At 40.7% G+C, this 25,991-nt stretch carries 21 protein-coding genes; 6 read left to right on the forward strand and 15 right to left on the reverse strand.

The window, feature by feature from the left end; translation table 11 throughout:
• Window positions 1-222 precede the first annotated feature (222 nt).
• Window positions 223-1,011: a tetratricopeptide repeat protein gene (locus ACFSKL_RS01760; RefSeq protein ID WP_376882922.1), complete on the reverse strand. Its 789-nt coding sequence runs from the start codon at window positions 1,009-1,011 to the stop codon at window positions 223-225.
• A gap of 129 nt (window positions 1,012-1,140) precedes the next feature.
• Here ACFSKL_RS01760 and ACFSKL_RS01765 point away from each other — a divergent pair, with 129 nt between their 5' ends.
• Window positions 1,141-1,566, forward strand: a complete 426-nt coding sequence (locus tag ACFSKL_RS01765; protein ID WP_376882925.1) for a heavy-metal-associated domain-containing protein — start codon at window positions 1,141-1,143, stop codon at window positions 1,564-1,566.
• 23 nt (window positions 1,567-1,589) lie between these two features.
• Window positions 1,590-2,666, forward strand: a complete 1,077-nt coding sequence (locus ACFSKL_RS01770; protein WP_376882927.1) for a globin family protein — start codon at window positions 1,590-1,592, stop codon at window positions 2,664-2,666.
• A gap of 181 nt (window positions 2,667-2,847) precedes the next feature.
• Here ACFSKL_RS01770 and hisB read toward each other — a convergent pair whose 3' ends face one another.
• From hisB to ACFSKL_RS01840, 14 genes are all read right to left on the reverse strand, one after another.
• On the reverse strand, window positions 2,848-3,942 hold the full coding sequence (gene hisB / locus ACFSKL_RS01775) for a bifunctional histidinol-phosphatase/imidazoleglycerol-phosphate dehydratase HisB (protein ID WP_376882929.1): 1,095 nt from the start codon (window positions 3,940-3,942) through the stop codon (window positions 2,848-2,850).
• Complete coding sequence (gene hisC / locus ACFSKL_RS01780; RefSeq protein WP_376882931.1) at window positions 3,939-4,991, reverse strand: histidinol-phosphate transaminase; 1,053 nt, start codon at window positions 4,989-4,991, stop codon at window positions 3,939-3,941. The genes hisB and hisC overlap by 4 nt, the downstream gene beginning before the upstream one ends.
• Window positions 4,991-6,289, reverse strand: a complete 1,299-nt coding sequence (gene hisD, locus ACFSKL_RS01785; RefSeq protein ID WP_376882934.1) for a histidinol dehydrogenase — start codon at window positions 6,287-6,289, stop codon at window positions 4,991-4,993. Before hisD ends, hisC begins: the two co-directional genes overlap by 1 nt.
• Before the next feature lie 228 nt (window positions 6,290-6,517).
• The gene (gene hisG / locus ACFSKL_RS01790; RefSeq protein ID WP_376882936.1) at window positions 6,518-7,378 is read right to left on the reverse strand and encodes an ATP phosphoribosyltransferase; all 861 of its coding nucleotides are present in this window, start codon (window positions 7,376-7,378) and stop codon (window positions 6,518-6,520) included.
• Window positions 7,379-7,668: 290 nt separating this feature from the next.
• Window positions 7,669-8,238 carry a hypothetical protein gene (locus ACFSKL_RS01795; protein WP_376882939.1) on the reverse strand — a complete coding sequence of 190 codons (570 nt, stop codon included), beginning with the start codon at window positions 8,236-8,238 and terminating at the stop codon, window positions 7,669-7,671.
• Window positions 8,239-8,248: 10 nt separating this feature from the next.
• Complete coding sequence (locus tag ACFSKL_RS01800; protein ID WP_376882941.1) at window positions 8,249-8,650, reverse strand: VOC family protein; 402 nt, start codon at window positions 8,648-8,650, stop codon at window positions 8,249-8,251.
• Between the two features lie 277 nt (window positions 8,651-8,927).
• On the reverse strand, window positions 8,928-9,284 hold the full coding sequence (locus ACFSKL_RS01805) for a translation initiation factor (protein ID WP_376883069.1): 357 nt from the start codon (window positions 9,282-9,284) through the stop codon (window positions 8,928-8,930).
• Window positions 9,285-9,289: 5 nt separating this feature from the next.
• Complete coding sequence (locus ACFSKL_RS01810) at window positions 9,290-10,135, reverse strand: universal stress protein (RefSeq protein ID WP_376882944.1); 846 nt, start codon at window positions 10,133-10,135, stop codon at window positions 9,290-9,292.
• A gap of 66 nt (window positions 10,136-10,201) precedes the next feature.
• Window positions 10,202-11,116, reverse strand: coding sequence for a 1,4-dihydroxy-2-naphthoate polyprenyltransferase (locus tag ACFSKL_RS01815; protein WP_376882947.1), 915 nt, complete (start codon window positions 11,114-11,116; stop codon window positions 10,202-10,204).
• Between the two features lie 217 nt (window positions 11,117-11,333).
• On the reverse strand, window positions 11,334-11,921 hold the full coding sequence (locus ACFSKL_RS01820) for a glutathione peroxidase (RefSeq protein ID WP_376882949.1): 588 nt from the start codon (window positions 11,919-11,921) through the stop codon (window positions 11,334-11,336).
• Window positions 11,922-11,930: 9 nt separating this feature from the next.
• Window positions 11,931-13,721 (reverse strand): arginine--tRNA ligase, encoded by a 1,791-nt coding sequence (gene argS / locus ACFSKL_RS01825; RefSeq protein WP_376882952.1) that lies wholly within the window; start codon window positions 13,719-13,721, stop codon window positions 11,931-11,933.
• A gap of 465 nt (window positions 13,722-14,186) precedes the next feature.
• Window positions 14,187-15,137: an arginase gene (rocF, locus tag ACFSKL_RS01830; RefSeq protein WP_376882954.1), complete on the reverse strand. Its 951-nt coding sequence runs from the start codon at window positions 15,135-15,137 to the stop codon at window positions 14,187-14,189.
• A gap of 126 nt (window positions 15,138-15,263) precedes the next feature.
• Window positions 15,264-17,201 carry a DUF3857 domain-containing protein gene (locus ACFSKL_RS01835; RefSeq protein ID WP_376882956.1) on the reverse strand — a complete coding sequence of 646 codons (1,938 nt, stop codon included), beginning with the start codon at window positions 17,199-17,201 and terminating at the stop codon, window positions 15,264-15,266.
• A gap of 157 nt (window positions 17,202-17,358) precedes the next feature.
• Window positions 17,359-20,601, reverse strand: coding sequence for a TonB-dependent receptor (locus tag ACFSKL_RS01840; protein WP_376882958.1), 3,243 nt, complete (start codon window positions 20,599-20,601; stop codon window positions 17,359-17,361).
• Between the two features lie 597 nt (window positions 20,602-21,198).
• On the opposite strand from ACFSKL_RS01840, the gene ACFSKL_RS01845 reads away from it, so the two are divergent.
• The 4 genes from ACFSKL_RS01845 to ACFSKL_RS01860 all read left to right on the forward strand — a co-directional run bounded on the left by ACFSKL_RS01845 (window position 21,199) and on the right by ACFSKL_RS01860 (window position 25,959).
• Window positions 21,199-23,745 (forward strand): TonB-dependent receptor, encoded by a 2,547-nt coding sequence (locus ACFSKL_RS01845; protein WP_376882961.1) that lies wholly within the window; start codon window positions 21,199-21,201, stop codon window positions 23,743-23,745.
• A 92-nt stretch (window positions 23,746-23,837) separates the two neighbouring features.
• Window positions 23,838-24,710 carry a sulfite exporter TauE/SafE family protein gene (locus ACFSKL_RS01850; protein ID WP_376882963.1) on the forward strand — a complete coding sequence of 291 codons (873 nt, stop codon included), beginning with the start codon at window positions 23,838-23,840 and terminating at the stop codon, window positions 24,708-24,710.
• A 199-nt stretch (window positions 24,711-24,909) separates the two neighbouring features.
• On the forward strand, window positions 24,910-25,320 hold the full coding sequence (locus tag ACFSKL_RS01855; RefSeq protein WP_376882965.1) for an RrF2 family transcriptional regulator: 411 nt from the start codon (window positions 24,910-24,912) through the stop codon (window positions 25,318-25,320).
• A 150-nt stretch (window positions 25,321-25,470) separates the two neighbouring features.
• Window positions 25,471-25,959 (forward strand): hypothetical protein, encoded by a 489-nt coding sequence (locus ACFSKL_RS01860; RefSeq protein ID WP_376882967.1) that lies wholly within the window; start codon window positions 25,471-25,473, stop codon window positions 25,957-25,959.
• Window positions 25,960-25,991: the final 32 nt, after the last annotated feature.

Genomic DNA, 25,991 nt, shown 5'->3' on the forward strand with positions numbered 1-25,991 from the left:
TCAAGCTCATGCCACGTCGTGAAATGCCAACGAATTGACTCTCGGGACAGACACTTCGTGGTTTTTATCTTCTCGCTTTTGTCTTGAATCTCACGTCTTGTGTCCCCGATATTCACCGGGGCAGGCTTTGCATCTTTTCTCTCGTCTCTCGCTTCTCTTTTCTCGTGTCTTGAATCTTGTGTCTTAAGTCTCTTCACCCTTCACCCTTCTAAAATTCCTTCCCTAACAGTCTTCAAGGTTTAGCTTTGCGATTTCGCTACCCCTATTTGCAGCCAGTGCCAAATACCTACATGCACTAGGATCATTCAATATCTTTTTGCATAACCCTAGTTGAGCCAAAGAATTGACATGTTCGGGATCTTTTTTGAGATAGGATTCAAAATCCTCAATTGCCCATTGGATATAACCAATCGACATTCGCGCCAAGCCTCTATTGTATAGTGCCGCAAGGTTATCAGGGTCATACATGAGACACATATTAAATGAACCTGCTGCGCCATCTGGGATTCCCATTTTAGATCTTGCGATTCCCTGATAGAAATAGGACTTGGCATCTTTGGGTTTAAGTTTGGTTGCCAAAGAAAAGAACTCATCGGCACTTTTGTAATTTTCATTGAGTAAAAAAGCCCTGGCCAACAAATACATTATTTCAAAATCATTTTCATCATGCTTGGCGGCTATCAATAGGTTCTTTTGTGCATTGGCATAGTCTTCAATTTTCCAATACAACTTTCCAATACCTGCATATGCTTGGGCATATGTGGGATCAATACTCAGAATTCTTTTGTAATCAGACAATGCCTTCTGATACTCTTCCAGTTCTTCATAGGCTCTTGCCCTCAGGTGCAGAGATTTGATGTCTGTCACATTTATGAAAAGATTGGCTGAAAACTCAGAAATTGCTTTTTCATATTCCCCATTTTTAAAATGAATTTCCCCTTCGGAAAAACTACCGAAACAAGAAGATAATGCTAAGAGTACAAGAGCTAAATAGTTGGGAATCTTTTTCATAATCAGACAATTTTATCAAAACTAATAAAATAGCTGAATAATTAAAAAATAATTAATAAAATATTTGATCCCTGAAATCCAGTTGTCATGATCACCTCGTATATCAGGTGAATCTAAAAATATTGAGCCATGTTTAAAAGAATTATTATAGGGTGTCTTATCCTGATTTCAGCACTGGTGGTGACTTTGGCAGTCCATATTTACATCGTCACCCAACCGAAAGCGAATCAAGGTCCAAATCTTACGATGAGTAGGTTTGATTTTGAATCAGAGTTGGATTCACTGGAGTCTGCCAAACTAAAAGCCCTTACCCGGCAGCTGGATGGGATCAAAGATGTGAGGGTAAATATGAAGTCAGGCCATATGGTTTGTCTCTACGACAGAAATAAACAGGCACCACGGGATATAATATCCCATATAGACCAAGATTTTTATTTACAGGCCAGTCTTTACCAGCCATCCGAAGAAATGCTGGCACAAAGTTGTCCAGCAATCAACAAGAATTCACTTACATACAAGCTTGGGGCTTTTTTCCAAAGGACATTTGAAAATTAAACTTAAACCAAAATTTAATGATTATGAAAAAAGTAAACTACTGGTTATCCAGTGCATTTATTGCGACAATGGTCGTTTTTTCATCATGCAAGGATGATGACGAAAGACCGGATATGATGGACGATTCGTTTTATGCAGTGCAGTTGGGAGGGGAGACAAAGGTTCCTGATCCCAACAATTCCGGACAGATGGTCGAGCAGGGTTTTTTGAACCTGAGGACAGTTGTAACCAATACTGTATTGACGATTGCAACCAATGAAGATGGTAAATATGATGCTTTGCAACCATATTTTAGTGTTTTGTTGAATGAAGTGGGAAATGGCCAAACTTCTGGATTTACGGCTTTGGTGGGTGATTTCACAGAGTTTCTGGCTGAAGCCACTGGATCAAAAAACTTCACTTACAGTGGTTTGGATATGGAGTCAGCGCATGATCCTGCCAAGAATTCCAGGATGAATGGAAGAATCAATAATGCAGATTACAACCTGTTTATCCAAGCGGTGGTCGAAGGAGCAGCCCAAGCCAATATCACCTCAAATGACGTCTTAGGGCCGGTTGGTCAATTGTTGGAGTCCGTAAGGGAACCTATAGTACAAAGAGCAGATGGAGAAGCATTGGATCTCTATACAAGATTGGGTGGAAATGTCATGGTGGATGTATCAGCGGACAACGAACCTGAGAGATTGGTAGAGGCGGGTTATGCACCATTGGAAGCTGTTGTTACTAGCACTGTTTTGATTATTGCAGGAAATGAAGGTGGGAAATATGATGCCTTGCAGCCCTATTTCTCAGTCTTGTTAAGTGAAGTTGGTGCCAATGAATTTTCTGGATTTACAACCTTGGTAAAAGATTTCTCAGAGCTGTTGGCTGAGTCCATCGGATCTGTGAATATCGAGTACTCAGGTTTGAATATGGTCGATGCGCACAATCCAGCTACCAACCCTCGAATGACAGGATTGGTGTCCAGTGAAGATTATGATTTGTTCATAGGGGCTGTAGTGGAAGGAGCCATGGAAAACAATGTACCTCAAAGTGTAATAGGTGAATTTGGCGCATTGTTGACAAGTCCAGGCTTGAAGAATGCTATCGTTCAGAGATAATCATCTAATGGTATATTGATGGGTATTTGATCCACCACGCCTGTGTGCCAGTGGCGTAGCGGACAAGTTATTTGTGGATATTGTCACAAGTCCAAATGCCAAGCTAAAATCAAAAAGAAAGACCTGCAGGAATTTATTTTCCAGCAGGTCTTTCTTTTTAAAGTTGTTAAGATCTCCTCAATCACAGGACTCCTTTGGTGCTCGGAAGTTGATTCAGGGCATCCAGATCTCTTTTGACAGCCATTTTGATAGCCCTTGCCATTGCTTTGAATATCGCTTCGATTTTATGGTGCTCATTGGTACCCTCTGCTTTGATGTTTAGGTTGCACTTGGCAGTGTCCGAGAAAGATTTGAAGAAATGGTAAAACATTTCTGTTGGCATTTCTCCGATTTTCTCCCTTTTGAATTCTGCTTCCCACATCATCCATGGCCGTCCACCAAAGTCTATGGCACACTGCGCCAAGATGTCGTCCATTGGAAGGAGAAATCCATAGCGGTAGATTCCTTTTTTGTCTCCCAGAGCCTTTAGGTATGCTTCCCCCAGTGCCAAAGCAGTGTCTTCTATGGTATGGTGCTCATCTATGTGCAAATCACCATTGACATGGATTTCCAGGTCTGTTCCGCCATGTTTTCCAAGTTGCTCTAGCATGTGGTCGAAGAAATGCAATCCTGTGTTGATATTGCATTTTCCCGTTCCATCCAGGTTGAGGCTGATTTTGATATCCGTTTCTGAAGTCTTACGCTCTACTGTGGCTTTTCTTGCAGGAAGTCTGAGGTATTCATAGATTTCGTCCCATGATAAGGTGCAGAATGTAGCTTCTTCTAGGCTTTCACCGATAAATATCGATTTGGTTCCCAGGTTTTTTGCCAACTGTACGTCCGTTTTTCGGTCTCCGATTACAAATGAATTGGCAAGATCATAGTCTCCATTTTGATATTCAGTGAGCATGGCAATGCCGGGCTTTCTGCTGGGTAGGTTTTCATGTTCGAACGAACGGTCTATATGGACTGCCGAGAAATTGATGCCTTCATTTTCCAATGTCTTCATCATTTTGTTATGTGCAGGCCAAAAAGTATCTTCCGGGAATGAATCTGTACCCAATCCATCTTGGTTGGTGACCATAATGAGTTCATAGCCACATTCTTCAGCTATTTTCTTTAGGTTGCTGATAGCCTTTGGATAGAATTCCAGTTTTTCTAGACTATCCACTTGGAAGTCGGTAGGGGGCTCGATGATAATCGTGCCATCTCTGTCTATGAAGAGTGCTTTTTTCATGGGTTGTATAGGTTTAAGGCTTTTAACAATGCTTCATTTTCAGCTCTGGTACCAACAGATATCCTGAGGCATTCTTCGCAAAGGATGACTTTCGATCTGTCCCGGATGATGATAGTCTGGTTGATGAGGTACTGGTAAATGTTTCTTGCAGCATCGACTTTGATCAGGATAAAATTGGCATGTGATGGATATATCTTTTGGACAAATGGGAACTTGGATATCCCAGCTTCCAAAAAATCACGCTCTACGAAAGTATCCTTCACCACTTTCCCAATCAGGGGAGCATTGTACAATGCTTCCAGTACCTTTTCCTGTGTCAATCCGGAGATGTTGTAGGGAGGTTTGATCAAGTTGAGGATATTGATGATTTCCTCGGAAGCAAATGCCATTCCTATTCTCAAAGAAGCCAATCCCCAAGCTTTGGAGAAAGTCTGCATCACCAAAAGATTGGGGTAATTGCCCAATTCAGTGGTGAAGCTCGGTTCGTCACTGAAATCAATGTATGCTTCGTCAATTACGACCAAAGCGTTGAAATTGTCCAATATTTGGTAGATGTCTGCTCTTTTTACTTTGTTGCCACTGGGGTTGTTTGGCGAGCATATAAAGATGATTTTTGTATGCTCGTTTGCTGCCGCAAGGATTGCATCGGGACGAAGTTGGTAATCTCCCGTGAGGTTTACTTTTAGGGTATTGATATCATTGATGCCTGCACTGACTTCATACATACCATAGGTAGGGGGGAGCAGGATGATATTGTCCTGCCCTGGGATGCAGAATGCCCTCATCAATAAATCTATGGCTTCATCACTGCCATTACCCAAGAAGATTTGCTCAGCTTGGACATTCTTGACTTTTGCTAATTTTTGCTTGATGTCCCACTGGTAAGGGTCAGGATATCTGTTGAAACTTCCTTCAGCCATAGAACCAAAAGGATTCTCATTGGCATCCAAAAAGATCCCTGCTTTGCCCGAGTATTCATCCCTTGCAGAGGAATAAGGTTTTATTTTGCTGATGTGTGGTCGTAATAATTTGTCTAGGTTGAATGCCATCACTGATTTTCTTTTAGGTAGTTAAGGCGGATAGTGACTGCGTTTTTGTGCGCTTCCAGCATTTCATTTGCTGCCATGATCTCTATGGTAGGGCCTATGTTTTTGATCCCTTGTTCGCTGATTTTTTGATAGGTGATTTTCTTGGTAAAGCTGTCGAGAGAAACACCACTGTAGTTTCTTGCATAGCCATAGGTTGGCAGGGTATGGTTGGTCCCGGAAGCATAGTCCCCGGCAGATTCTGGGGTAAAGTTGCCAATGAAAACCGAACCAGCATTTTTGATCCTGGAGACCACTTCCTCTTCATCATCTTCCTTGACACAGATGATCAGATGCTCTGGCGCATATTCATTGATCAGATCAATGGCTTTGTCTTGGTTTGTTAACACCACCGCAACTGAGTTTTGCAAAGCTCTTTTGGCGATTTCCTTCCGGGATAGTTTTTCGACCTGTAGATCGACTTCCTGTATCACCCTCTGGGCTACTTTCTCTGACGATGCAAGTAGTATCACCTGTGAATCAACGCCATGCTCAGCTTGTGACAAAAGGTCAGAGGCGACAAAAGCAGGAATGGCAGACTCATCGGCATATACCAGAACCTCAGAAGGGCCAGCAGGCATGTCGATGGCCACGCCTTTTTTGACAGCCAACTGTTTGGCTGCTGTTACATATTGGTTGCCAGGACCGAAAATCTTGTCTACCGCAGGTACAGATTCTGTTCCGTAAGTCATGGCGGCGATGGCTTGTGCGCCACCTACTTTGATTATTTTGTCAATTCCTATCAGGTCGGCAGTATACAGGATTGCAGGATGGATATTCCCCTCTTTGTTTGGAGGGGTGCAAAGGATAATTTCTTCACAACCAGCGATATTGGCTGGGATCCCCAACATCAATACAGTTGAAAATAAAGGTGCCGTTCCTCCGGGGATATAAAGTCCCACCTTTTGGATCCCAACAGATCTGCGCATGCAGACGACCCCCTCCATGGTCTCCATGACCAAGTCAGGCGTTTGCTGCGCTTCATGGAATTTTTCTATATTTTCTTTTGCCTGGATGATTGCCTGCTTCAGGTCTTCTGATACCAGTAGCTTTCCGTTGGCTATTTCTTCTCTGCTTACTGGGAGATGTTTGATGCTGACATGGTCATATTCCAAGGCAAATTTTTTCAATGCTTTGTCACCTTGCCGCTTCACTTTGCGCATGATGGGCTTGACGATTTTTTCGATGTCCCTGGATTTTTGAACAGGCCTTGCCAATTCGGATTTCCATACTCCTCGTGCAGGATTGACTATTGTTTTCATGATTGTTGAATTTTTCTTTGGGAAAAATTATCACTGGTTAAACTCGAATGACGCATTAGGGTTCGTAAAAGAAGGAGGAACTTAAACTTCCTTTTAGCTTAAATTGAAATATTTCGCCATACTAGTCTGCTTTATGGCAGAGGTATGTTTTACATTTTATCTACTTTGTTTCAGCCTCTTATACTTGGCTAACACCATTACGTTACTTTCTCGATGTTAGTATGGGAATTAAAGCACCATTTTTTCTATTGGAACGACAAGGATTCCTTCGGCTCCGGCAGCTCTCAATTCCTCGATGTTTTCCCAAAACTGGTCTTCACTCAATACCGAATGAACAGACGACCAACCTTCTTCTGCCAATGGCAAAATCGTCGGGCTTCTCATTCCCGGGATCAAGGAGATGATTTTGTCCAAAGATTTATTGGGGGCATTGAGTAGGACATACTTGTTGCTTTTCCCAGTTTGGACAGCATTCATTCTGAACAATAATTTATCAACTATCGCCCTTTTCTCTTGCCCCATGCTCTTGTTGGAAATCAGAACAGCTTCGGATTTGAAGATTTGCTCTACTTCTTTCAAGCCATTCATCATCAGGGTAGATCCTGAGCTTACGATATCACAAATACCCTCTGCCAAACCAATGCTCGGCGCAATCTCTACAGATCCTGATATCTCGTGGATTTCTGCATTGATGTTTTTTGATTTGAGGTAGTCTCCGAGGATTTTTGGATAGGAGGTTGCAATGTTTTTTCCGTCAAAATATGCTATTCCCGGATATTCCTCCCCTTTGGGAATGGCAAGGGATAACCTGCACTTTGAGAATCCCAATTTTTTCAGAACATCGACATCTTTGTCTTTTTCTACCAACTCATTTTCACCAACTATTCCCAAATCAGCAACTCCATCGGCTACATAGCCGGGAATATCATCATCTCTAAGGAATAAAAACTCGATGGGGAAATTGGTGGAGGTCGATTTTAATTTACCGGTTCCATTGTAGAACTTGATTCCACATTCTTTGATCAAACTCAGTGAATCGTCGCTGAGCCTTCCGCTTTTTTGAACGGCTATACGGATAATATTTTCCATGTATGCAATATACGTTTAGTAATACAAAACAAATAAATGATTTGGATGATAGGGCTGCACAAATATAGCAACAGCCTTCCTTGGGCGATATGTAATTGATGTTCCTCCTTAGGAGGAATGATGGATATGATGAACAGTTCCAGCATGAGCTGTGGCCAAAAATAAGTCGATATGTAGAAAATCTCTGTTCATTGATGGACGCAAAGTTAAAGACCAAATCTTAACATGCAAAAGTTGTGGGATGTTTTTCTGGCATTTTTAAAAATAAAATAAGATATATGTCCAATTACTCAAAAACATATACTTAATAGACCGAATGTCCATCCTGCCAAACTTCCTATGGCCAACTCCAGATAGCTATGTCTCCCCAAGGTTTTTCGGGACCAGGCAATCAAAAAGCCAAAAATCAGGAAAATGATCCCTACAGCAATTGAGATTTCAAAAAGCTTGATGGCGATAAACATGGCGATGGCAAGGTGTAGAGATGCTTTGATTTTGAGATTGATGAGTCCCATGCTCACCAACATGGCCAAAAAAGATAGCGTTGTCACAATCACTACTTCAGGGAAGTTCAGGATATAGAACAGGATGAGGCAAACGCAAAAAAGCAAAATGCTGAATGGATAGAAGCTGCGCCTTTCTTCCTGATTGGACACATCGAAATTACTGTATTTCCCCTTCTTCATTTTCATAAAGTTGTGGAGGATTATCGGGATGGTTACCAGGGATAAAATAGTTGCAGAAATTATGATAGCTGTTTGTCTTTCCAGGTCATGAAAAGATATGAAAATAACATACAAAGTCCCAATCATCAATGGGTGGCCAATGATCGAAATGATTTTTGCTATATATAACTTCATTAATATTGTTTTAGGGGGTTTTGGGCTCAATAAGATCCCATAAATTACCATAGAGGTCTTCGAAAACGACTACTTTACCATATTCTTCAATAGACCTATCTCTAAATATCTTGACTTTTTGATCAATGAGGTTTTGATAATCTCTTTCAAAATCATCAGTATAGAGAAATAGGAATACTCGTCCCCCAGTTTGATTTCCTACAGCCTTCTCTTGCGTTTCTCCAACAGCCTTTGCGAGAAGTATGTGACAGTTCATCTCTGAAGATCCGGGGGGCATTATACGTACCCATCTTTTAAACTCATTTATTTTGCTGTCTTCGAGAATTTTAAAATGTAGCTTTTTTGTATAAAACTCGATAGCTTCATCATAATCACTTACCAAAAGGGCAAATTGAGAAATATATTGTTTCATTTATTCTAATTTTTTTTAATGCCAAGGCAAAATTAGGGTCTTAGAAAAATCCAATACCAATATTGATTACGTATATGCTTTTATAAATCAAACTACCATTCACAGAAAGGTAATCAGGTTTAGTTTGTGGTTCAATTTTTCAGCAAAAAGGCAGCTAGGTTTAGCTGCCTTTTTCTTTGATATGTGAATATGCCAAATCCGACATCATCTTATATCCTAGGTCAGAAGAAATAACAGATCGTCTAAAATCAAGACGATCTGTTTTATTTTGATAGCATCATCCTCCAGCTTTTTTGGCTTTGTAGCCCGCTGCTTGAAGGATGGTGACAACTTTATCTCTATGGTCACCTTGAATCAGGATTTCATTGTCTTTGGCACTTCCACCCACACCACATTTGTTTTTGAGCATTTTCCCCAAATCCTTTAAGTCTTCATCTGTACCTACAAATCCTTCGATCAATGTCACCTGTTTTCCTCCCCGGGATTTTTTGTCAAGCATTACCTTGAGGTTTTGTTGCTGTGGAGGAAGTGTGTTTTGTTCATCACCGTCCCCCAAGTCAAACTCAAAATTGTCGCTGGTGGAATAAACTACACCATCTCTTTTTTTCCAATCGTTGCTTTTGTTTTTTGCCATCTTTTTTACTTCACTTTCATTGTCCATACCGGTCTTTTGGCATGGTTTACTACATCTTCTGCGATACTTCCACTGAGCAAATGCAGAAAACCTGTTCTGCCATGTGTAGCCATCGCAATCATATCTGCATTGATATCTTCCGCAAACTCTATGATTCCCTCTTCTTCTGAAGAGCTGTTGAAGACTTCCATAGAGTAGCTTCCAAGTTGGTGCTCCTCGACAAATTTCTTTATGTTCTTTTTGGAATCAAGACTGTTTTCAAACATGCTTGGTGTATTGATTTTTACCAAAATAAGCTCAGCTTCCAGTACAGCTACCAATTTTTTGAGTTTGTTTACAACTTTAGATGCGGTGGAACCGAAATCACTTGCAAAGACTATTTTCTTGATATCCTGCACTTCTCTTTTGTCTTTGACGGTAATGACTGGGCAGGTGGCGTTTCTGACAATCTTCTCTGTATTGCTGCCGATCAAAAGCTCTTCCAAACCACTAGTGCCTTTTGAGCCCATTACAATAAGGTTTGCATCGAACTCAGTCACTTCTCTTGTGATACCTGCATATGGATTCCCGAAAACCAATTTTGTGGAAAATTTATAATTCATACTTGCATGCAAAGCTTCTATTTCCGCAAGCTGTGATTTTCGCTTTTCTATCAATTCAATGACATAGATCTGATCAATTTCATTGCCAGTTTCTACCGTGCCCATTGTCCCCAATGAGGTCATGGTGGGTGCTTCAAGTACATGCAATAGTTTGAGGTGGGCCTTGGTTTTTATGGCCAATCCTTGGGCAAACTCAAGGGCGTTTTGCGCTTCTTTTGAAAAATCGTAAGGTACGAGGATAGTTTTCATGGTAATAGTTTTGGTTAGATGCAGGAAAATACAAAAAATAAACAACCAAATTAAAGGTTTGGGGTATTAATTGAAAATAAACCAACCCAGCGCAAAAGCCACGACCCAAAGTAAAGTGGAAATTGCCATTTTTTTGAGATAAGGATCAATCATCGCTGGGTTTTCACCTTTGCTGACTCCGATAGCAACACGAAACATGATTGGTGCAACCAAGAGTGGGAGCAGCGCCCAATAGAATGATTGGAAGATGGCAAAAAGAACTATCGCCAGGTTTCCACCGATTATTAATGCCCAATTGTATTGTATGCCTGCCTTTTTGCCAATCCTAACGGGGATCGACTTCTTGCCTGCTTTGGTGTCCGATTCTATATCGCGGATATTATTGATGTTCAAAACAGCAGCACTGAAAAATCCCAGCGACATGGCAGGCAATAGAATGGTCCAATCAAAACTTAATGAATGAAGAAAATAGGTGCCAGATACTCCCAGCAACCCAAAGAACAAAAAAACGGAAATGTCCCCAAGCCCTGCATATCCGTAGGGTTTTTTTCCGGAGGTATAGGTGATCGCTGCGATGATGGACATGATTCCAAGCCCAAGAAAAAGGATGAAAAGCTTCCAGCTATTGAGTCCTATATACAATAAGAGCAAGCCACTGGCCAATGAAAGTATCCCGAAGAGTATCATCGCTTTTTTCATTTCCGGAAGACTGATCACGCCAGACTGGACTGCCCTTACTGGACCTTTGCGATCTGCACTGTCTGCACCATGGATACTATCGCCATAGTCATTGGCTAAGTTGGAAAGAATCTGTAGAAAGACGGTAGTGATAGCGGCAAGGATGAAAACCCCCCATCGGAAATGATTGTGAACGGCAGCGAGAACAGAACCCATCAATATGCTCGAAAGGGCTAGTGGCAATGTTCTCAGTCTGATAGCATGTAGCCAAGCTTGTTTTTTACTCGCAAGAGTGATTTCCACGTTGTGTATTTTTTGCTAAAATAATAAAAAGGGACTGCTGTACAATTCCAACCTTCATTTAAGATTTAATCGGCTTAAAGTACAGATATAATGGAAATGAATAACCACAAGGATCACCAAGGTTTCACAAGGTTCACAAAGGATTGCCTCCAAAGTGACCAATATGTAGCTTTCGTATTCCTTGTGGTTTGTTTTTTCTTTACAAAAAAACGCTAACCTATGATTCTATAAGTTGGATGATTTCCGCATCCATTGGGTTGACAGAAGAAGCGAAGAAATTTTTCAATTCACCGTTTTCATCGATGAAATATTTACAAAAATTCCATGATGGTTCTTTGTCATTCCATCCATTCATGTCCTTGTCCGATAGCCATCTGTATAGCGGATGCTTGTCAGCCCCTTTGACGGATATTTTGTCAAACATCTGGAAAGTCACGCCATAATTGGCGGTGCAGAACTGCTTGATGTCTTCATTTGTCCCTGGTTCTTGGCCACCAAAATTATTGGCAGGAAAGCCCAAGATCACCACTTTGTCCCCGTATTCCTCATTGAGTTTTTGAAGGTCTTCATATTGAGGAGTGTATCCACATTTGGAAGCGACATTGACCAAAAGGAGTTTTTTGCCTTTGAATTGGCTGAAATCTACTTCGTTGCCATCAATATCATTGAGCTTGAAATCATAGATGGATTTTTCCATGGTTGTCTGTTCTGCTGTGATTGTTTCTGAATTGTTGCCGTCACTTTTTTGTACACTGGAAGTACAGGCAAAAGCAATCAGGACGAAAATTATAAATAGGTTTTTCATAGTAGTGGATTACATTCTTTCTGGGACATTTATTCCTAACAACTTCATTCCTGCTTTGATTGTTTTGGCTGTCAAAGCGGATAATGCGACTCTGAAAGCCTGGATCTTCGAATCTGATTCATTGAAAATCGGCTGCTCAGCATAGAATCTGTTGTACTCTTTTGCTAAGTCAAATAAGTATTGTGCCAACAAGGCGGGGGAGAAGTCTTCACCTGCTTGTCTGATCTTCTTTTCAAAATCATTCAACACAATGATCAAATCTCTTTCTGCATCTTCCAGTGTGTCCAATCCGGCAAATCCCCCAGTTTTATAATCCACTCCAATCTGGTCTGCCTTTCTGAGTATGGAAGCGATTCTTGCATGGGAGTATTGGATGAATGGACCTGTATTTCCCTGGAATTCAATAGACTCCTGTGGATTGAATAGCATTCTTTTCTTTGGGTCTACTTTTAGTAGGAAGTACTTCAGAGCTCCCATACCCAATGTTTCGTACAGTGCTGCAGCTTCCTCATTCGAAAAACCTTCAATTTTACCCAATTCTTTGGTGTGGGTCTCGGCAGTATCGATCATTTCCTGCATCAAGTCATCTGCATCGACCACGGTTCCCTCACGGGATTTCATTTTGCCGGTTGGGAGATCTACCATTCCATAGGATAGATGGTACAAGCCATCGCCATAGGGACGGCCCAGCTTTCGCATGATCTTGAACAAAACGTCAAAGTGGTAATCCTGTTCGTTTCCTACCACATAGATGGATTTGTCAAAACCAAAATCTTTGTGTTTCAGATCGCATGTGCCCATATCCTGTGTGATATACACAGATGTACCATCTCCTCTGAGGACTAGTTTTTCGTCCAAGCCTTCTTCACTCAAGTCAACCCAAGCGGAGCCATTGTCTTTTTTGAAGAATATCCCTTTGGAAAGTCCTTCTTCCACGATGTCTTTCCCCAACAAATAGGTGTCAGATTCATAATAATATTTATCGAAGTTCACCCCCATTTTCTCATAGGTAGCTTCGAATCCTTCATAAACCCAGCCGTTCATCAATTTCCATAGGTTGACAACTTCTGTGTCGTTGGCTTCCCATTTACGCAGCATTTCTTGCGCTTCCAGCATGAGGGGGGCGTTCTTTTTAGCATCCTCTTCCGTCTGACCTTGGGCTACAAGTTCGCTGATTTGTTTTTTGTATTCCTTGTCAAAAATCACATAATATTTACCTGCTAGATGATCTCCTTTCAATCCCGAAGATTGGGGAGTTTCATTGTCTCCAAAATGCTGGTAAGCGACCATAGATTTGCATATATGGATTCCCCGGTCATTGACAAGGTTGGCTTTGGTGACCTCGTAGCCATTTGCACGAAGGATTTCAGAAATGGAATAGCCTAAAAAGTTATTTCTTAAGTGTCCTAAATGCAGGGGTTTGTTGGTGTTTGGTGAAGAGTATTCAACCATCACCTTTTGGCCATTTGAAGGAAGTTGTCCGAAATTGGGGTTGGAGTATAGCTTGCCAAATGTATCAATCCAAGAATTTTGACTTAGGGAAAGGTTCAGAAATCCCTTGACTACATTGAAGGCAGCCACCAAGTCCGAGTTGGCTACCAGATATTCCCCGAGTTTATTGCCACTGGCTTCGGGAGCCATTTTGGTGACTTTCAAAAAAGGAAACATCACAAATGTAAAACTTCCCTCAAATTCCTTCCGGGTTGGTTGTAATGCCAGTTCATCCAGAGAAACCTCATGATCAAAAATCTCTTTAAATCCTTTTTGAATTACGGGAATAATCTGTTCTTCTAAATTCATCTTTATTTTATTGTTGACTCGGATTGATTTTACAGCTAAGTCCACAAAGATAAGCAAAGGAATTTTGTTGGGGTTGTTTTTTTACCGCAAAGGTTCGCCGGGGAACGCAAAGGTTTTTTTGAGGGTTGTGCAAAAAAGTTATTTGCGTACCCTAGCGTTCTTTGCAGCTTAACTTTATTGCCGCAAAGGTTCGCAGAGGAACGCAAAGGTTTGTATGATGTAGCGGTAATTTTTTATGGTCATCTGTAGTAGTTTACCTCTGATTTCATCACCTAAAGGGACTGCAGATAGCCACAATTTTTTTTGGTGACAGGGTAAAAAAGTTTTTTGCGTACCCTAGTGTCCATTGCGACATAACATAGTTTTTGCCGCAATGGTTTGTGAAGGAACGTAAAGGCTTGCTACTGTACTTGGATTGAAAATTCCTTTGTGTAAACAAGCGGCTTTTGCGGCGGGGTTTTAGAATCAATAGTTGTCGACCAATGACTTGGTGGTGGCTTCCAGTACTTCAAAAGCGTTTTCCGCCATGAGATTTTCGGTGTCTAGGGTAGGGTTGACTTCCACTATCTCCCAACAGCAGACTCTTTTATCTTTGATAAGTTCGGTGTTGAGTTGGATAGCCTCTTCCACTGTCAAGCCATTGGGTACCGGCGTGCCTGTACCTACCGAGATGGAACTATCCATGCTGTCAACATCAAATGAGATATAAATTTGTTCACAATCCTTTAGGGTGGAAAGGGCTTGTTGGGCTATTTCTTTGACTCCTTTTTCCCTAACCTCTTCTGTAGTGAAATTTTTGATTCCGTTTTTGCTGATGATATGGTTTTCTGGTTCTTCGGTATCCCTCACTGAGATGAATACGATATCTTCCGGACTTACTTTGGGGAATTCACCTCCGATGTTTTTGATCTTTTCCCAAAATTGGATGGTCTCTTCCCCAGGTTCGTTGATTTGACATTCAAGATTGTCAGTCTTGATACACATGGCTAATGGCATACCGTGCATATTGCCTGATGGGGTAGTATAGGGTGTATGGAGGTCAGCATGTGCATCTATCCAAATCACACCAAGTCTTTTGTCTGGATTGGCAGATTTGATGCCCATGATCGTGCCTGCAGCGGTAGAGTGATCTCCCGCCAATACAATCGGGAATTTTTTGTTCAGCCTCAAGGTCTCTATCGTGCTATGGACGTTCTTCAAAACCTGATATACTCCGTCAATATATTTTGCATGTGGATGTTTGTTGCCCTTCCATAAAAAGCTGTTGGCATCGGGGACATTGATTGGAGTGAATTTTGTGAAAAAATTGGATTTCTTGTCCAGACTGGCAATTTTCAATGCATCTATGCCTAAGCTGGCACCTCTCGTTCCGGCAGCGATCTCCGAACGGACTTCCACTAATTTGATTTTTCTCATATTGGGTATTTATATACGGGTTTATCTTCTTCTTCTAGGAATAAGGCAGTGCAAAAATAGACATTATTGACCGAAAAACCATTTGAGGTATGGTTTTGATTGGATTTCAGGCATGCACCTAAGTGATCAACTCTTTTTCAAAACAATGGGCTCCGTGACTTTTTTTATGATAAGATCAAGGATAGTCTGCAACTCTTGGTATTTGTTTGCCAAGATGATAGGCTTTTTCATATCAAAAACTATATTGATGATGACTTCACTACCTATCATGGAAGAATTGCTTAGGAAGGTAATTTCATTTTCAGACATAGTCACAGCCAGATTTTCCGGAAGCTGTTCTATCTGATAACCTTCTGGTATGGTAAGCCTTACGCTATACCGATCCGAGAAGGTATGTTTGAAATCTACAGGAAATACCCTGTACTCCTGTTTGAATGGGTTGGAGCTAAATTTGACATATTGAAATGGTGCAAGGTAAATAATGTCTGCTCCTAGCTGAAGCGGTTTTACATAGTCAAATTTAAAATCCAACCTGCAACTTTCTGCATTTTCTATTATGGAAAAATTCTGTATGTTGTCAGAATTGTCTTTCAAAAAATGGTTTTTTATAGACTCTTCATCATCCAAATCCTTTTTTTTGAAAAGGATCATTTCATAGTCGACAAACCTTAGACTGTTGTTGTAGTTGACCTGATTGTTGTCAAAAGAGATATGCACAGATTGGGAAATCCCTGATTTATGGTTATGCAGAATATCTATCACCTTACTGTCTTTTTCCTTTAACAGGAAACCTTGGTTGACATGATTGTCGATATCCAGGTATCCCATGGGAAGTCCGTAACTGGAAGCATCCAGGTAAATTGGCTGCCCATCAATAATTGCCTGTATGATCAATTGGTTGAATTGGCTTATAAATGGATACTCAACCAGTTTGCTTCTGCCATTTCCTTTGCTGCTGATGAGGACAGGGTTTGCTTCTATGCCTTTGGAATGTAACAGTGACATCATGATCAGATTGATATCGGCTTTTGTTCCTGACTTGGCATTGATAAGCTCTTTTTGGGTTTGACTGGGGATGATCCCGTTCTTTTTTGTGGTGGTGAAATTTTCCGAGACATACTTGTAGATGTTTTTGCTTGTCTCGAAATCACTGTTTCCTTCAAATATTTCACCTTGGATAATCTCCTTTCCCTTTTTTGTTTTGAGGTAGCTGTAATAGTTTGAGGCATCAAGAATGTCATTGCCCGCCTTTTCCCAAGTATTCAAGACATTCACGGTTTCCAGACTTGAAGGGCCATATCCAGAGTTGGATCTGCCTAAGTAATTTGAAAGTTGAAATTCCAACCTCTCCAAGTAATCTATGTAGTTATTGATAAATGGTTCTTCTTGGATGGAATGAAGATTTGTCAATTCCCATGAATAACCTCCATTGCCAGTCACTGTATATTCTGTTTGGATAGTTTTTTGACCTTGTCGGAGCATGTTGTATCCCATGCTTTCGGGAATCCCAATGGTGTATCTTGAAATCAATGTAGGAGCTGTGTTCTGAAAAGTCCATCCATCTATAAAAGTAATATACTTGTCAATCTTGTCGTACGAATATTCTATAATGGATCCGGCTTTGACTTGGGGAAATGCCAGCCTGAATTCTTTATATCCATTGGGTAAATCCACTTCAAAAATCTCGTTTTTGCCAAGCTTATGCACCGTTTCAGTGCCGTTTTCAAAGTTGACTAATTGTGCTTTGATGTTTTTGACACTTTCAACCCCATCTTTGCCATGATAATATCTGATAGATATATTGGCCAAATCCTTGCTGTTGGGCGTCAGTATTTTTTTTCTGAGATGAAAATTGGTGTTGATTTGTCCATTGACGAAATGACTGTTTCCCAAGTGGAATAGTATTACCTCTTCAGCATTTGGTTCAAATTCACATGCGAGGAGTTCAATTTCATGCTTTTCATACTTGCCAAATTTGAAGTTTTGTTGCGAAATGGCTTCGATTGGGATGATCCAAATCAATGAAAGCAAAGCGAAAAATTGGAATGGGAATTTACTTGGCATTTTTAGGGAAGGCATAAGTTTATCAAAACTAAACTATTTTCCCAAAAATAAAAACCATCTAATAATGAACGGCTAAAAAATCAGGGCTGCCATCTCAATAAACTTATCAACCGTTTTTTTGAATGTATTTCAGGCAGCCCTATTTTAAATTTTTGTTTTAATTGAAAATATACCTTAAGCCTAGCTGCATTTGCCATACGTCACCAATATTGGCAGTTCTGGTGAAGCTATCAGATACTAGACTCCCATTGGATGGGTTCATTTGATAGGTTGGGACATTGGTTGTCGGATCAATATTTACAATGCCAATAGGAGACTCGTTTGTAATGATTTGACCCACACCCCATTTATTGTTGATCATATTTGTGAAGTTGAATATGTCAGCCCTCACTTGGAGCGTATTCCTTTTTCCGCCGATGTTGAGGAAAAATTCCTGCATAAAAGAAAGGTCAAGTCTTCCGACAACTGGAAATTGAACACCATTTCTCAAAGCATACATTCCCCTTCTGGTGCTTAAGTGGGCATCTTGTTCGATGAATTGGTTGAATGCAGCCCTTTGATCTGCAGCACTGTATGTTGTCCCATTCACGGTCAGTGGCTCGAATTGCATCTCATTTAGTTGCGTAGTTGTAGGCACAAACAGTAGATCGTTTCCGACGATCTGATCTCCATTGATATCTGTGTTGTAGACATAAGATTCCACACCTTGATTTCGGAGTTCATAGAACAATGAAACAGAGGTGGCGAGGTTTTTAGCATATTCTTTTCTATACCCAACAGAACTTATCAATCGATGTCTTTGGTCATCTAAAGAGAAGCCTAATTCAGGATAGTTGCCACCTCGGACTGATGCGATATTTTCATAAGAAAGGTAGTGCTGTGTATTTCCATCCACCATGTTTTTTGCTACAGCATAGTTGTATGCTGCCATCGCGTGGAGTCCGCTGCTGAAGTTTTTCTGTAATTGGAATGTCAAACTATAAGAGTACCCCTGGTCAGTATTGTCCAATACCACTGCATTTGTGATGTTTTGGTTCAACCTGTTTTCTTCATCACCAAATCCGTAAAGTGGTCTATCATCAGGTCCGGCCAAATTTCTGGTCGATGGGCGCAAGTTTGAGTCATAGAATAGGAGATCACTCACTTGTTGGGTATAGATTGCCTCGAAAGTAGCAACCAATCCTCCAAACAAATCCTTATCGATTCCAATATTTGACCTCCAAACCTGAGGATTCCTGAACCCTTGGTCTATATAGGCTAGATCATAGGTGTCAGGAGCACCCCCATTGGAAGGGATGTAAGCATTTACATCCGGATTGAAAGGAAAGTTGGTGGTATTATCCTCTCTAATTTGTCCTTGTAAAATTCCATTGGTATTGACCATATTGGAAATGTTGATGTAGATAGGTCTTCCTGAAAACAAGCCTGTCCCTCCGCGTACTTGAAAGCTCCGATCTCCAAGGATATCCCAGTTGAAGCCAAGTCTTGGACTCCACATATATTGTGGTTCGGGAAGCTTGTCTGTTCTGATAGTTACAGGTTCGCCATTTGGCTTTTGGAAATTCAGGCTCTCAGCGGCAACATTCCTTTCGGCAGTCTGTCCATAAAATGGAACATCAAGCCTTAATCCTGCAGTTACTTTTAGATTGTTAGTTACATTTATCTCGTCTTGGATATATGCACTTGCAATGTATGCTTGCGTATTGGCTGTTGGGATACCTCCGCCGGGAAGCGCAGAATATTGACGTTGGAATCTTCTCAACTCTACTTCTTCACCAGCTGCATCTCGGTAAAAATCATCTAGGGAATTGTAAACATAATGTCCGAAAAATGTCGGTGTAAATGTGTATCGGAAATCAAAATATTCAAAGTTTAAACCTGCTGTAATCGTGTGGTTGCCAAGATAGGCGGTGAAGTTGTTTTGGATTTGCCAGGTGTCGGAATCCAAGCCCCTGTTTTGGGATAACAATTCTGTACCAAATGAAATGTAATTTCTACCAGCTTCAAGAATATCTACCATAGGGAAATTTCCACCTCCCCAAGTCCTTGAACTCCTGTTTGAAGTCAATCCAAAGCGAAGTTCATTGGAGAATTTACTCCCGAAATTAGATTGGAGCTCTACTATGCCAGAGTAGATATCGTCAAGGAGTAAATAGTTAGAGTTTTGATAACTAAGTGAGAACAAGTTTTGGTTTCTGCCTCCAAACCCTAAGGATGTTCTGGCCACAGGTCTTTCTTTGGAGGAGATCAAAGTATTGAATCTTGCACTTAATTTATGGTTTTCATTGATGTTGTAATCCAATTTGATCAAAAATTTATCTGATTTGGTTGGTAGATTGTAATCTTCATATTCTCCTGGATCATATCCAAAGTTGTCGTTTAAGAATCCCCTTAGTTCATCCATGTCTGATTTCTGTACTCGGGTGACATTGGCGCCAGTCCTGCCTGGTGCCGCAGCTACGAAGGGTGAGTTTGGGTCACTTCTTCTTTCCGATTCGGCACTGACGAAGAAGAACAGTTTGTTTTTGATAATTGGTCCTCCGAGTCTAAAGCCATATTGTTGCACACTGAAATCTTCTGTAACTACATCAGAACCTCTGGCATTGGTGCCGACCATCCTTTGGTTTCTGTTGTTGATAAAGGCTGAGCCTCGCATTTCATTGTCACCAGACCTTGTGATTGCATTGATTGCTGCTCCCGTAAATCCACCTTGGGTCACATCGTATGGCGCGATGTTGACTTGGATTTCCTCAATTGCCTCCAAGGAAATAGGTGTAGATCCCGTAGGTGCTCCAGGGATAGATCCGGATAGCCCAAAAGAGTTGTTGAATACACTTCCATCCAGGGAGAAATTGATAGCCTTTGGATCTTGTCCAGCAAATGATTCACCGGAAGATTGAGGTGTCAGCCTTGTGAAGTCCTGCACACTTCTGCTCAATGTAGGCATAGTCGTGATAGCTTCCCTGTTGATGGTAGTGGAAGCGCCTGTTTTTTCGTCATTCAACAGTGGATCTTTGAATGATGCTATTTCCACAGCATCCATTTCTATCCCTTCATCGTCCATTGTTACGTTTAGGACATAGCGCTGTCCAAGTCTCAGTGTGATGTTGTTGTATACTTTGGGTTCGAAACCTATAAATGAAATTGTCACTTCATAAGGTCCTCCGGTTCGCATGCCGGGAATGGTATATCTTCCGTTTGGCTGGGTGACCATGGTGTAGTTCGTGCCAGAAGGCTTGTGGACTGCCTGGATGGTAGCACCAGGCAGTGGTTCTTGTTCAGCATCTAAAATTAGACCTGTCATACCTGAACTGGTGGTTCCTTGAGCTACTAACTGATTGGTGGAAATTGGTATCAGTGCCAGAAAAGTCAAAATAATAAGTAGAGTGTCTTTTTTCATCGGTAGTAAAATAGGTGTTGGAAAATGTTTTGGGCTAGAATTGTTCCAAACGAAAAATCGAGGTTAAAACATGGTTTTTTATGGTTTTCACAAACAAAAGTGTAGTTTGATTCTGCATTGTGTAGAGAATATCCACAAATTGTAGAGCATGCCAAATTTGATTTTGGTGCTAGTTTAGCTTTAGATAATAGAAGTAAGGGAGGTGTCTTTTTTTTACTGTGTTTTAAATTGTTGAATTTTTCTTTACTTCAAAAAGAATGGCAATTTAGGATTTCAGGGAGGTAGAAGACGTTTTCCAAAAAAGAACAATCCAAATATAGAAGAGCAAAATAAGGTCGAAAAAGTAATTGTAAAGCATACGGTCTTTTGTGTTTACCAGACGTACACCAAAAGCCCTTAAGTAAAAGGTCCATAAAAGAAGCCAGGGATTAAAATAAATATCCTATAAAAACGGTAGGATATATAGGTTTTTGTGATTTTGTTTTTACATTTGCATTTCGGATTAACAATTGAAATCCTGATAATATAAATCATACTATATAAGTGTGAATAATCTGAATAGTGTAAATTTAACCAAACCTATTAAAAACTTAATTTATGAAAGCACGCTACATTTCATTTCTATTATTTCTGGGGATTTCCAGGATTGGATTGGGCCAAGGAATTATCTCCGGGACAGTCCTTGATTCTGATGGCTTGTCAGTGATTGGGGCCACAGTGGTCATCAAAGGGTCAAATGATTTTGCCCTAACAGATGAAAACGGTAATTTCAGGATTTCCACGGACATACAGCCTCCATTTACACTGGAGTTTAGTTTTGTTGGCTTTGAATCAAAATCCCAAAGGATCGATCAGCTATCTGCTCCACCTCTGATGATTGTGTTGGAAGATGAAAATGTCCTAGCCGAAGTAGTGATTACAGCACGTAGGCGGGCAGAAGAGATTCAGAAAGTGCCAATACCTATCTCGGTGGTTTCTGGTGCTCTGGTGGAAGAAGCCGGTGCATTCAATGTGAACAGACTCAAAGAACTTGTTCCCAGTGTTCAGCTTTATTCATCCAATCCCCGAAACACTACCTTGAATATCAGGGGGCTTGGTTCTACTTTTGGCCTGACCAATGATGGGATAGATCCAGGAGTGGGCTTTTATGTAGATGGGGTGTATTATGCAAGACCTGCGGTGACTACACTTGATTTTATTGATATTGAGCAGATAGAAGTGCTGCGAGGGCCGCAGGGGACACTTTTTGGCAAAAACACAACTTCTGGTGCATTTAATATTACTACAAGAAGACCAAGCTTTCAGCCAAAAGTGAACTTTGAAACCAGTTTTGGAAATTTGGGTTTTATCCAATCGAAGAGTTCAATAACAGGACCTCTTTCAGAAAAGATTGCAGGCAGGTTGTCATTTTCAGGAAGTCATAGGGATGGTACACTTTACAATGTGACCACCCAAAAACATGTAAATACAATCAACAACCTAGGACTTCGCGGACAATTGCTTTTTTTGCCAAACGATAACTTGGAAATATTGGTAGCAGCTGATGCCACTAGACAAAGACCAGATGGGTTTGCACAGGTGGTCGCTGGAGTCGTAGAGACAAGAAGGCAGCCATTTAGGCAATTTAATCAAATCATAGCAGACCTAAACTACTCCCTTCCTACCCAAAATCCATTTGATAGAATCATAGATCATGATACCCCATGGAGATCGGGAAATGACCTTGGTGGGGTTTCTGCGAATGTAGATTACAAAGTTGGACCAGGTACTTTGACAGCTACCTCCGCTTGGAGATATTGGAATTGGGATCCTTCCAATGACAGGGATTTCACTGGGTTGCAAGCATTGTCATTGTCTCAGGCACCGTCCAAACATGATCAGTGGTCACAGGAAATAAGGTATGCAGGAGATTTTTCCTCAAAACTTAGTGGTGTGATCGGAGTCTATGGGCTTGCCCAAAACCTGAGATCAAATGATACACATACAGAAGAATCGGGAAGAGATCAGTGGAGGTTTGTGCAGAGCTCAACGAGTGAATTGTGGCAAACCCCTGGCTTGCTGGAAGGATATGGTACAAAGACAAGAAATAGCTTGGTGAGTTTTAGTGGTGCTGTTTTTGGTCAGTTGGACTGGAAAGTCACAGATAAATTCAGCGTATTGCCAGGCATTCGGTTCAACTATGATGAAAAGAAGGTTGAATTTGACAGACAAGTCTATGGAGGTTTGCAGACAGATGATCCACAATTATTGGCACTGAAGAATTCTGTTTACAACGCCCAAGAATTCGAAGCGGAGGTAAGTGAATCAAATTTCTCAGGACAATTGACTTTGGCATACGCTGCAAATTCATGGATCAACACATTTACCACTTACTCCAAGAGTTTCAAGCCTGTAGGGATTAACTTGGGTGGATTGCCTAGGGAAAATGGCGTCACGATTCTTGACCTTGCGAGGATCGAGCCGGAAGATGTCTCCCATTATGAATTGGGCATAAAGACCAATCCGACCAAAAGATCCACCTTAAACCTGATTTTTCACAGATCAGACATAAAAAATTTCCAAACACTGGTGCAAACCCCAGATTTGAGTGTCAATAGGGGGTATTTGGCAAATGCCGAATTGGTGAGAGTTGCTGGAGCTGAACTGGATGGATCGATCTCCGTATCTAGGAATTTCAAGCTCTTTGGCTCTGTAGCTTACACAGATGGAAAATATGTGAAGTTTGAAAATGCACCAGTACCCTTGGAAGAAGTTGGTGGTGAAAGTTTCAAGGATATCTCAGGAGGTAGATTGCCAGGAATATCCAAATGGGCTGGTTCAGTAGGAGCTGAGCTCACAAAAGATTCAAAATTTATTTCCAAAGAAGGGAAATCATTTATCGCATTTGAAGGGTTCTTCAGATCTGAATTCTCATCCAGTCCTTCTCCCTCCCAATACCTTAATGTAGATGGATATGAATTGGTCAATGTCAGGGCTGGCTTTAGGACAGCAGAAGGTTTTTCGGTCTTTATCTGGAGCAGAAATATTTTCGACAAAAATTATTTTGAACAACTACTGCCCGGTGCGGGCAATATTGGTCATTATGCAGGGGTGTTGGGAGATCCAAGAACCTATGGTGTCACCTTAAAATATTCAATTCAATAGTTTTGTTATGCAACAATTCCTATAAAACATATAGGGTTTATTGTTTATACATGATTTCCTTATTAGATTGCGCCCATAATTGAACAAAAGTGATGAATAGAGTTATTTTGAAAATCAAACAAGAACCATTTTGGGGAGTGTTTTTTGGTATAAGTTTTTTGCTTATCCTGTTGATTAGCTACAAATCATTTTCCGGTATTTTAACAGTACAGGATTTGGATTGGGAGATGTTCCTTTGGTTTTTGCTGGTTGGTTTTGTAGCCCAGACCATTGATGGTGCATTGGGGATGGCCTATGGCGTTACTTCCAATTCCATTCTTCTTGGCATCGGGATTCCGCCGGCTGTGGCAAGTGCATGGGTTCATTTTGCCCAAGTATTTACCAGCTTGGCTTCAGGGTTTTCCCATTGGAAGCTCGGCAATGTCAAATGGGATCTTGCCAAAAGATTAATACTTCCTGGTGTACTGGGTGCTGCGATAGGAGCATTTTTCCTTTCCAATATAGACAGTAATGTGATCAAACCGGTAGTTTCGATTTACCTATTGATCATGGGGTTGGTTATTTTGTCAAAAGTATTCAAGGGCAAGAAAAAGGCATTTAATCCAAAAGAAAGAAGTATTTCATACCTGGCTGGTGTCGGTGGATTTGCAGATGCCATAGGGGGTGGGGGATGGGGCCCTATTGTGAACTCTACACTTTTGGGCAAAGGCCAAGTGCCAAGATTTGCCATTGGAACGGGCAATTTCGTGGAGATTTTTGTTTCTTTGGCAAGTGCAACTACCTTTTTGTTCTTTATCAAAGAACTTAGTCTTGCGCCTGTTTTAGGCTTGATTATAGGTGGGGTGGTAGCTTCGCCATTTGCTGCTATTATATGTAAAAAAATGAATCCTAAAATACTGATGTTTATTGTTGGTGTTCTGATTGTTTTCTTAAGTATTAGAACATTCTATTTAACGATTTTTTAATTTCGGGGATTTTCAGGAAGTCTGATGGGGTCTTGATATAACTTTTCCAAAGTTTTGAACTTTGGAAAAGTTTGTTCTACAATTTCTTCTTGTGATTGCCTACTTTTACCCACCAAACTTGCCCAGTTGATTTACTTACCGGAAATTTGCGGGAATTCGTATTCTTTTTTGTACTTTGGCTCGATAAATTAGTTTGTAAATGTTATCCAAAAGAGCCAAATACGCAATTATGACAATCTTGTTTCTTTATGAAAATAAGGAGCAAACCCCCATTTCTGCGAAAGCCATATCAGAACAAGAAAATATTCCCTACAAATTTTTGGAAAATATCCTGAGGGATTTGCGTACCCATCAGGTGGTAAAGAGTATGAGAGGACCGGTAGGAGGGTATTCATTGGCTAAGGATCCAAATGAAATCACAGTCACCCAGCTTATGAGAATAATCGATGGCCCGGTGGCTTTGATCCCATGTGTTTCCGAAAAATTTTATGAATCCTGTGGGGAATGTACTGATGAAGAAACTTGCAGAATAAGGAAACTTTTTTTTCAACTTAGGGCTGAAATGGTCGGTGTTTTGAATAAATCAATCGTAGAATTGTCTCAGTTATAGTGCTGAAAAAGAGCGTAAAAGAAATTTTTTCGATTAATACCCTATAAAAATTATAGGGTTATTAGGAAATTAGAAATCCATCAATTACTTTTGAAGAGTCATTACAGCAAAAGCTACAAATGATACTGTGAAATACTTAAATTCAATACTATGTCAGTTACAGCAACTATCTCTTCTGAAAACAACAATGCCAATGCATTTGCTTTTCAAAACATCAGCAGAAATTCAATTTCCCAATCACAGGAATTGGGAGCAATGGATATACTTGCGATGTGTGAGATGGTGGATGTAGTAGACACGACAAGCTTTGGCTTTCCGAATTTCCCAGAAGTGAAAAAGACTTTTCATGCAGTCTATTTTCAAATCAACGAATCATTTGCTTCCCTAAAAGGGTTGTTCAGGGGATTGGCAAGCTTGGGTAAGCCTGAAGGTGTGATATTGGAGTATGTGTCAGAAAGAGAGACTTTTACTTTGAAATATTATGCAAGTAACGAGATCGAAGTCAAGGCATACCTGAACAAATTTATTCAGAGCATTCAGGATGAGATCAGATTCAAAAGTATATTGAATCAAATCATCGAAAACCAAAGAAAAATCAAAGCTGAGGAAAGTCTGTTATTGCAAAAACTCTTCGCATAGTAGACTAAAATATACTCGGTAAAAATAATTAA

The sequence above is a fragment of the Belliella marina genome (genome assembly GCF_042682445.1).
GTDB lineage: Bacteria > Bacteroidota > Bacteroidia > Cytophagales > Cyclobacteriaceae > Belliella > Belliella marina.

What these genes read in the sequence shown, in the direction of transcription:
- ACFSKL_RS01760 (WP_376882922.1), bottom strand. Translation starts at nt 1,011, where the DNA reads ATGAAAAAGATTCCCAACTATTTAGCTCTTGTACTCTTAGCATTATCT.
- ACFSKL_RS01765 (WP_376882925.1), top strand. Translation starts at nt 1,141, where the DNA reads ATGTTTAAAAGAATTATTATAGGGTGTCTTATCCTGATTTCAGCACTG.
- ACFSKL_RS01770 (WP_376882927.1), top strand. Translation starts at nt 1,590, where the DNA reads ATGAAAAAAGTAAACTACTGGTTATCCAGTGCATTTATTGCGACAATG.
- hisB (WP_376882929.1), bottom strand. Translation starts at nt 3,942, where the DNA reads ATGAAAAAAGCACTCTTCATAGACAGAGATGGCACGATTATCATCGAG.
- hisC (WP_376882931.1), bottom strand. Translation starts at nt 4,991, where the DNA reads ATGGCATTCAACCTAGACAAATTATTACGACCACACATCAGCAAAATA.
- hisD (WP_376882934.1), bottom strand. Translation starts at nt 6,289, where the DNA reads ATGAAAACAATAGTCAATCCTGCACGAGGAGTATGGAAATCCGAATTG.
- hisG (WP_376882936.1), bottom strand. Translation starts at nt 7,378, where the DNA reads ATGGAAAATATTATCCGTATAGCCGTTCAAAAAAGCGGAAGGCTCAGC.
- ACFSKL_RS01795 (WP_376882939.1), bottom strand. Translation starts at nt 8,238, where the DNA reads ATGAAGTTATATATAGCAAAAATCATTTCGATCATTGGCCACCCATTG.
- ACFSKL_RS01800 (WP_376882941.1), bottom strand. Translation starts at nt 8,650, where the DNA reads ATGAAACAATATATTTCTCAATTTGCCCTTTTGGTAAGTGATTATGAT.
- ACFSKL_RS01805 (WP_376883069.1), bottom strand. Translation starts at nt 9,284, where the DNA reads ATGGCAAAAAACAAAAGCAACGATTGGAAAAAAAGAGATGGTGTAGTT.
- ACFSKL_RS01810 (WP_376882944.1), bottom strand. Translation starts at nt 10,135, where the DNA reads ATGAAAACTATCCTCGTACCTTACGATTTTTCAAAAGAAGCGCAAAAC.
- ACFSKL_RS01820 (WP_376882949.1), bottom strand. Translation starts at nt 11,921, where the DNA reads ATGAAAAACCTATTTATAATTTTCGTCCTGATTGCTTTTGCCTGTACT.
- argS (WP_376882952.1), bottom strand. Translation starts at nt 13,721, where the DNA reads ATGAATTTAGAAGAACAGATTATTCCCGTAATTCAAAAAGGATTTAAA.
- rocF (WP_376882954.1), bottom strand. Translation starts at nt 15,137, where the DNA reads ATGAGAAAAATCAAATTAGTGGAAGTCCGTTCGGAGATCGCTGCCGGA.
- ACFSKL_RS01835 (WP_376882956.1), bottom strand. Translation starts at nt 17,201, where the DNA reads ATGCCAAGTAAATTCCCATTCCAATTTTTCGCTTTGCTTTCATTGATT.
- ACFSKL_RS01840 (WP_376882958.1), bottom strand. Translation starts at nt 20,601, where the DNA reads ATGAAAAAAGACACTCTACTTATTATTTTGACTTTTCTGGCACTGATA.
- ACFSKL_RS01845 (WP_376882961.1), top strand. Translation starts at nt 21,199, where the DNA reads ATGAAAGCACGCTACATTTCATTTCTATTATTTCTGGGGATTTCCAGG.
- ACFSKL_RS01850 (WP_376882963.1), top strand. Translation starts at nt 23,838, where the DNA reads ATGAATAGAGTTATTTTGAAAATCAAACAAGAACCATTTTGGGGAGTG.
- ACFSKL_RS01855 (WP_376882965.1), top strand. Translation starts at nt 24,910, where the DNA reads ATGTTATCCAAAAGAGCCAAATACGCAATTATGACAATCTTGTTTCTT.
- ACFSKL_RS01860 (WP_376882967.1), top strand. Translation starts at nt 25,471, where the DNA reads ATGTCAGTTACAGCAACTATCTCTTCTGAAAACAACAATGCCAATGCA.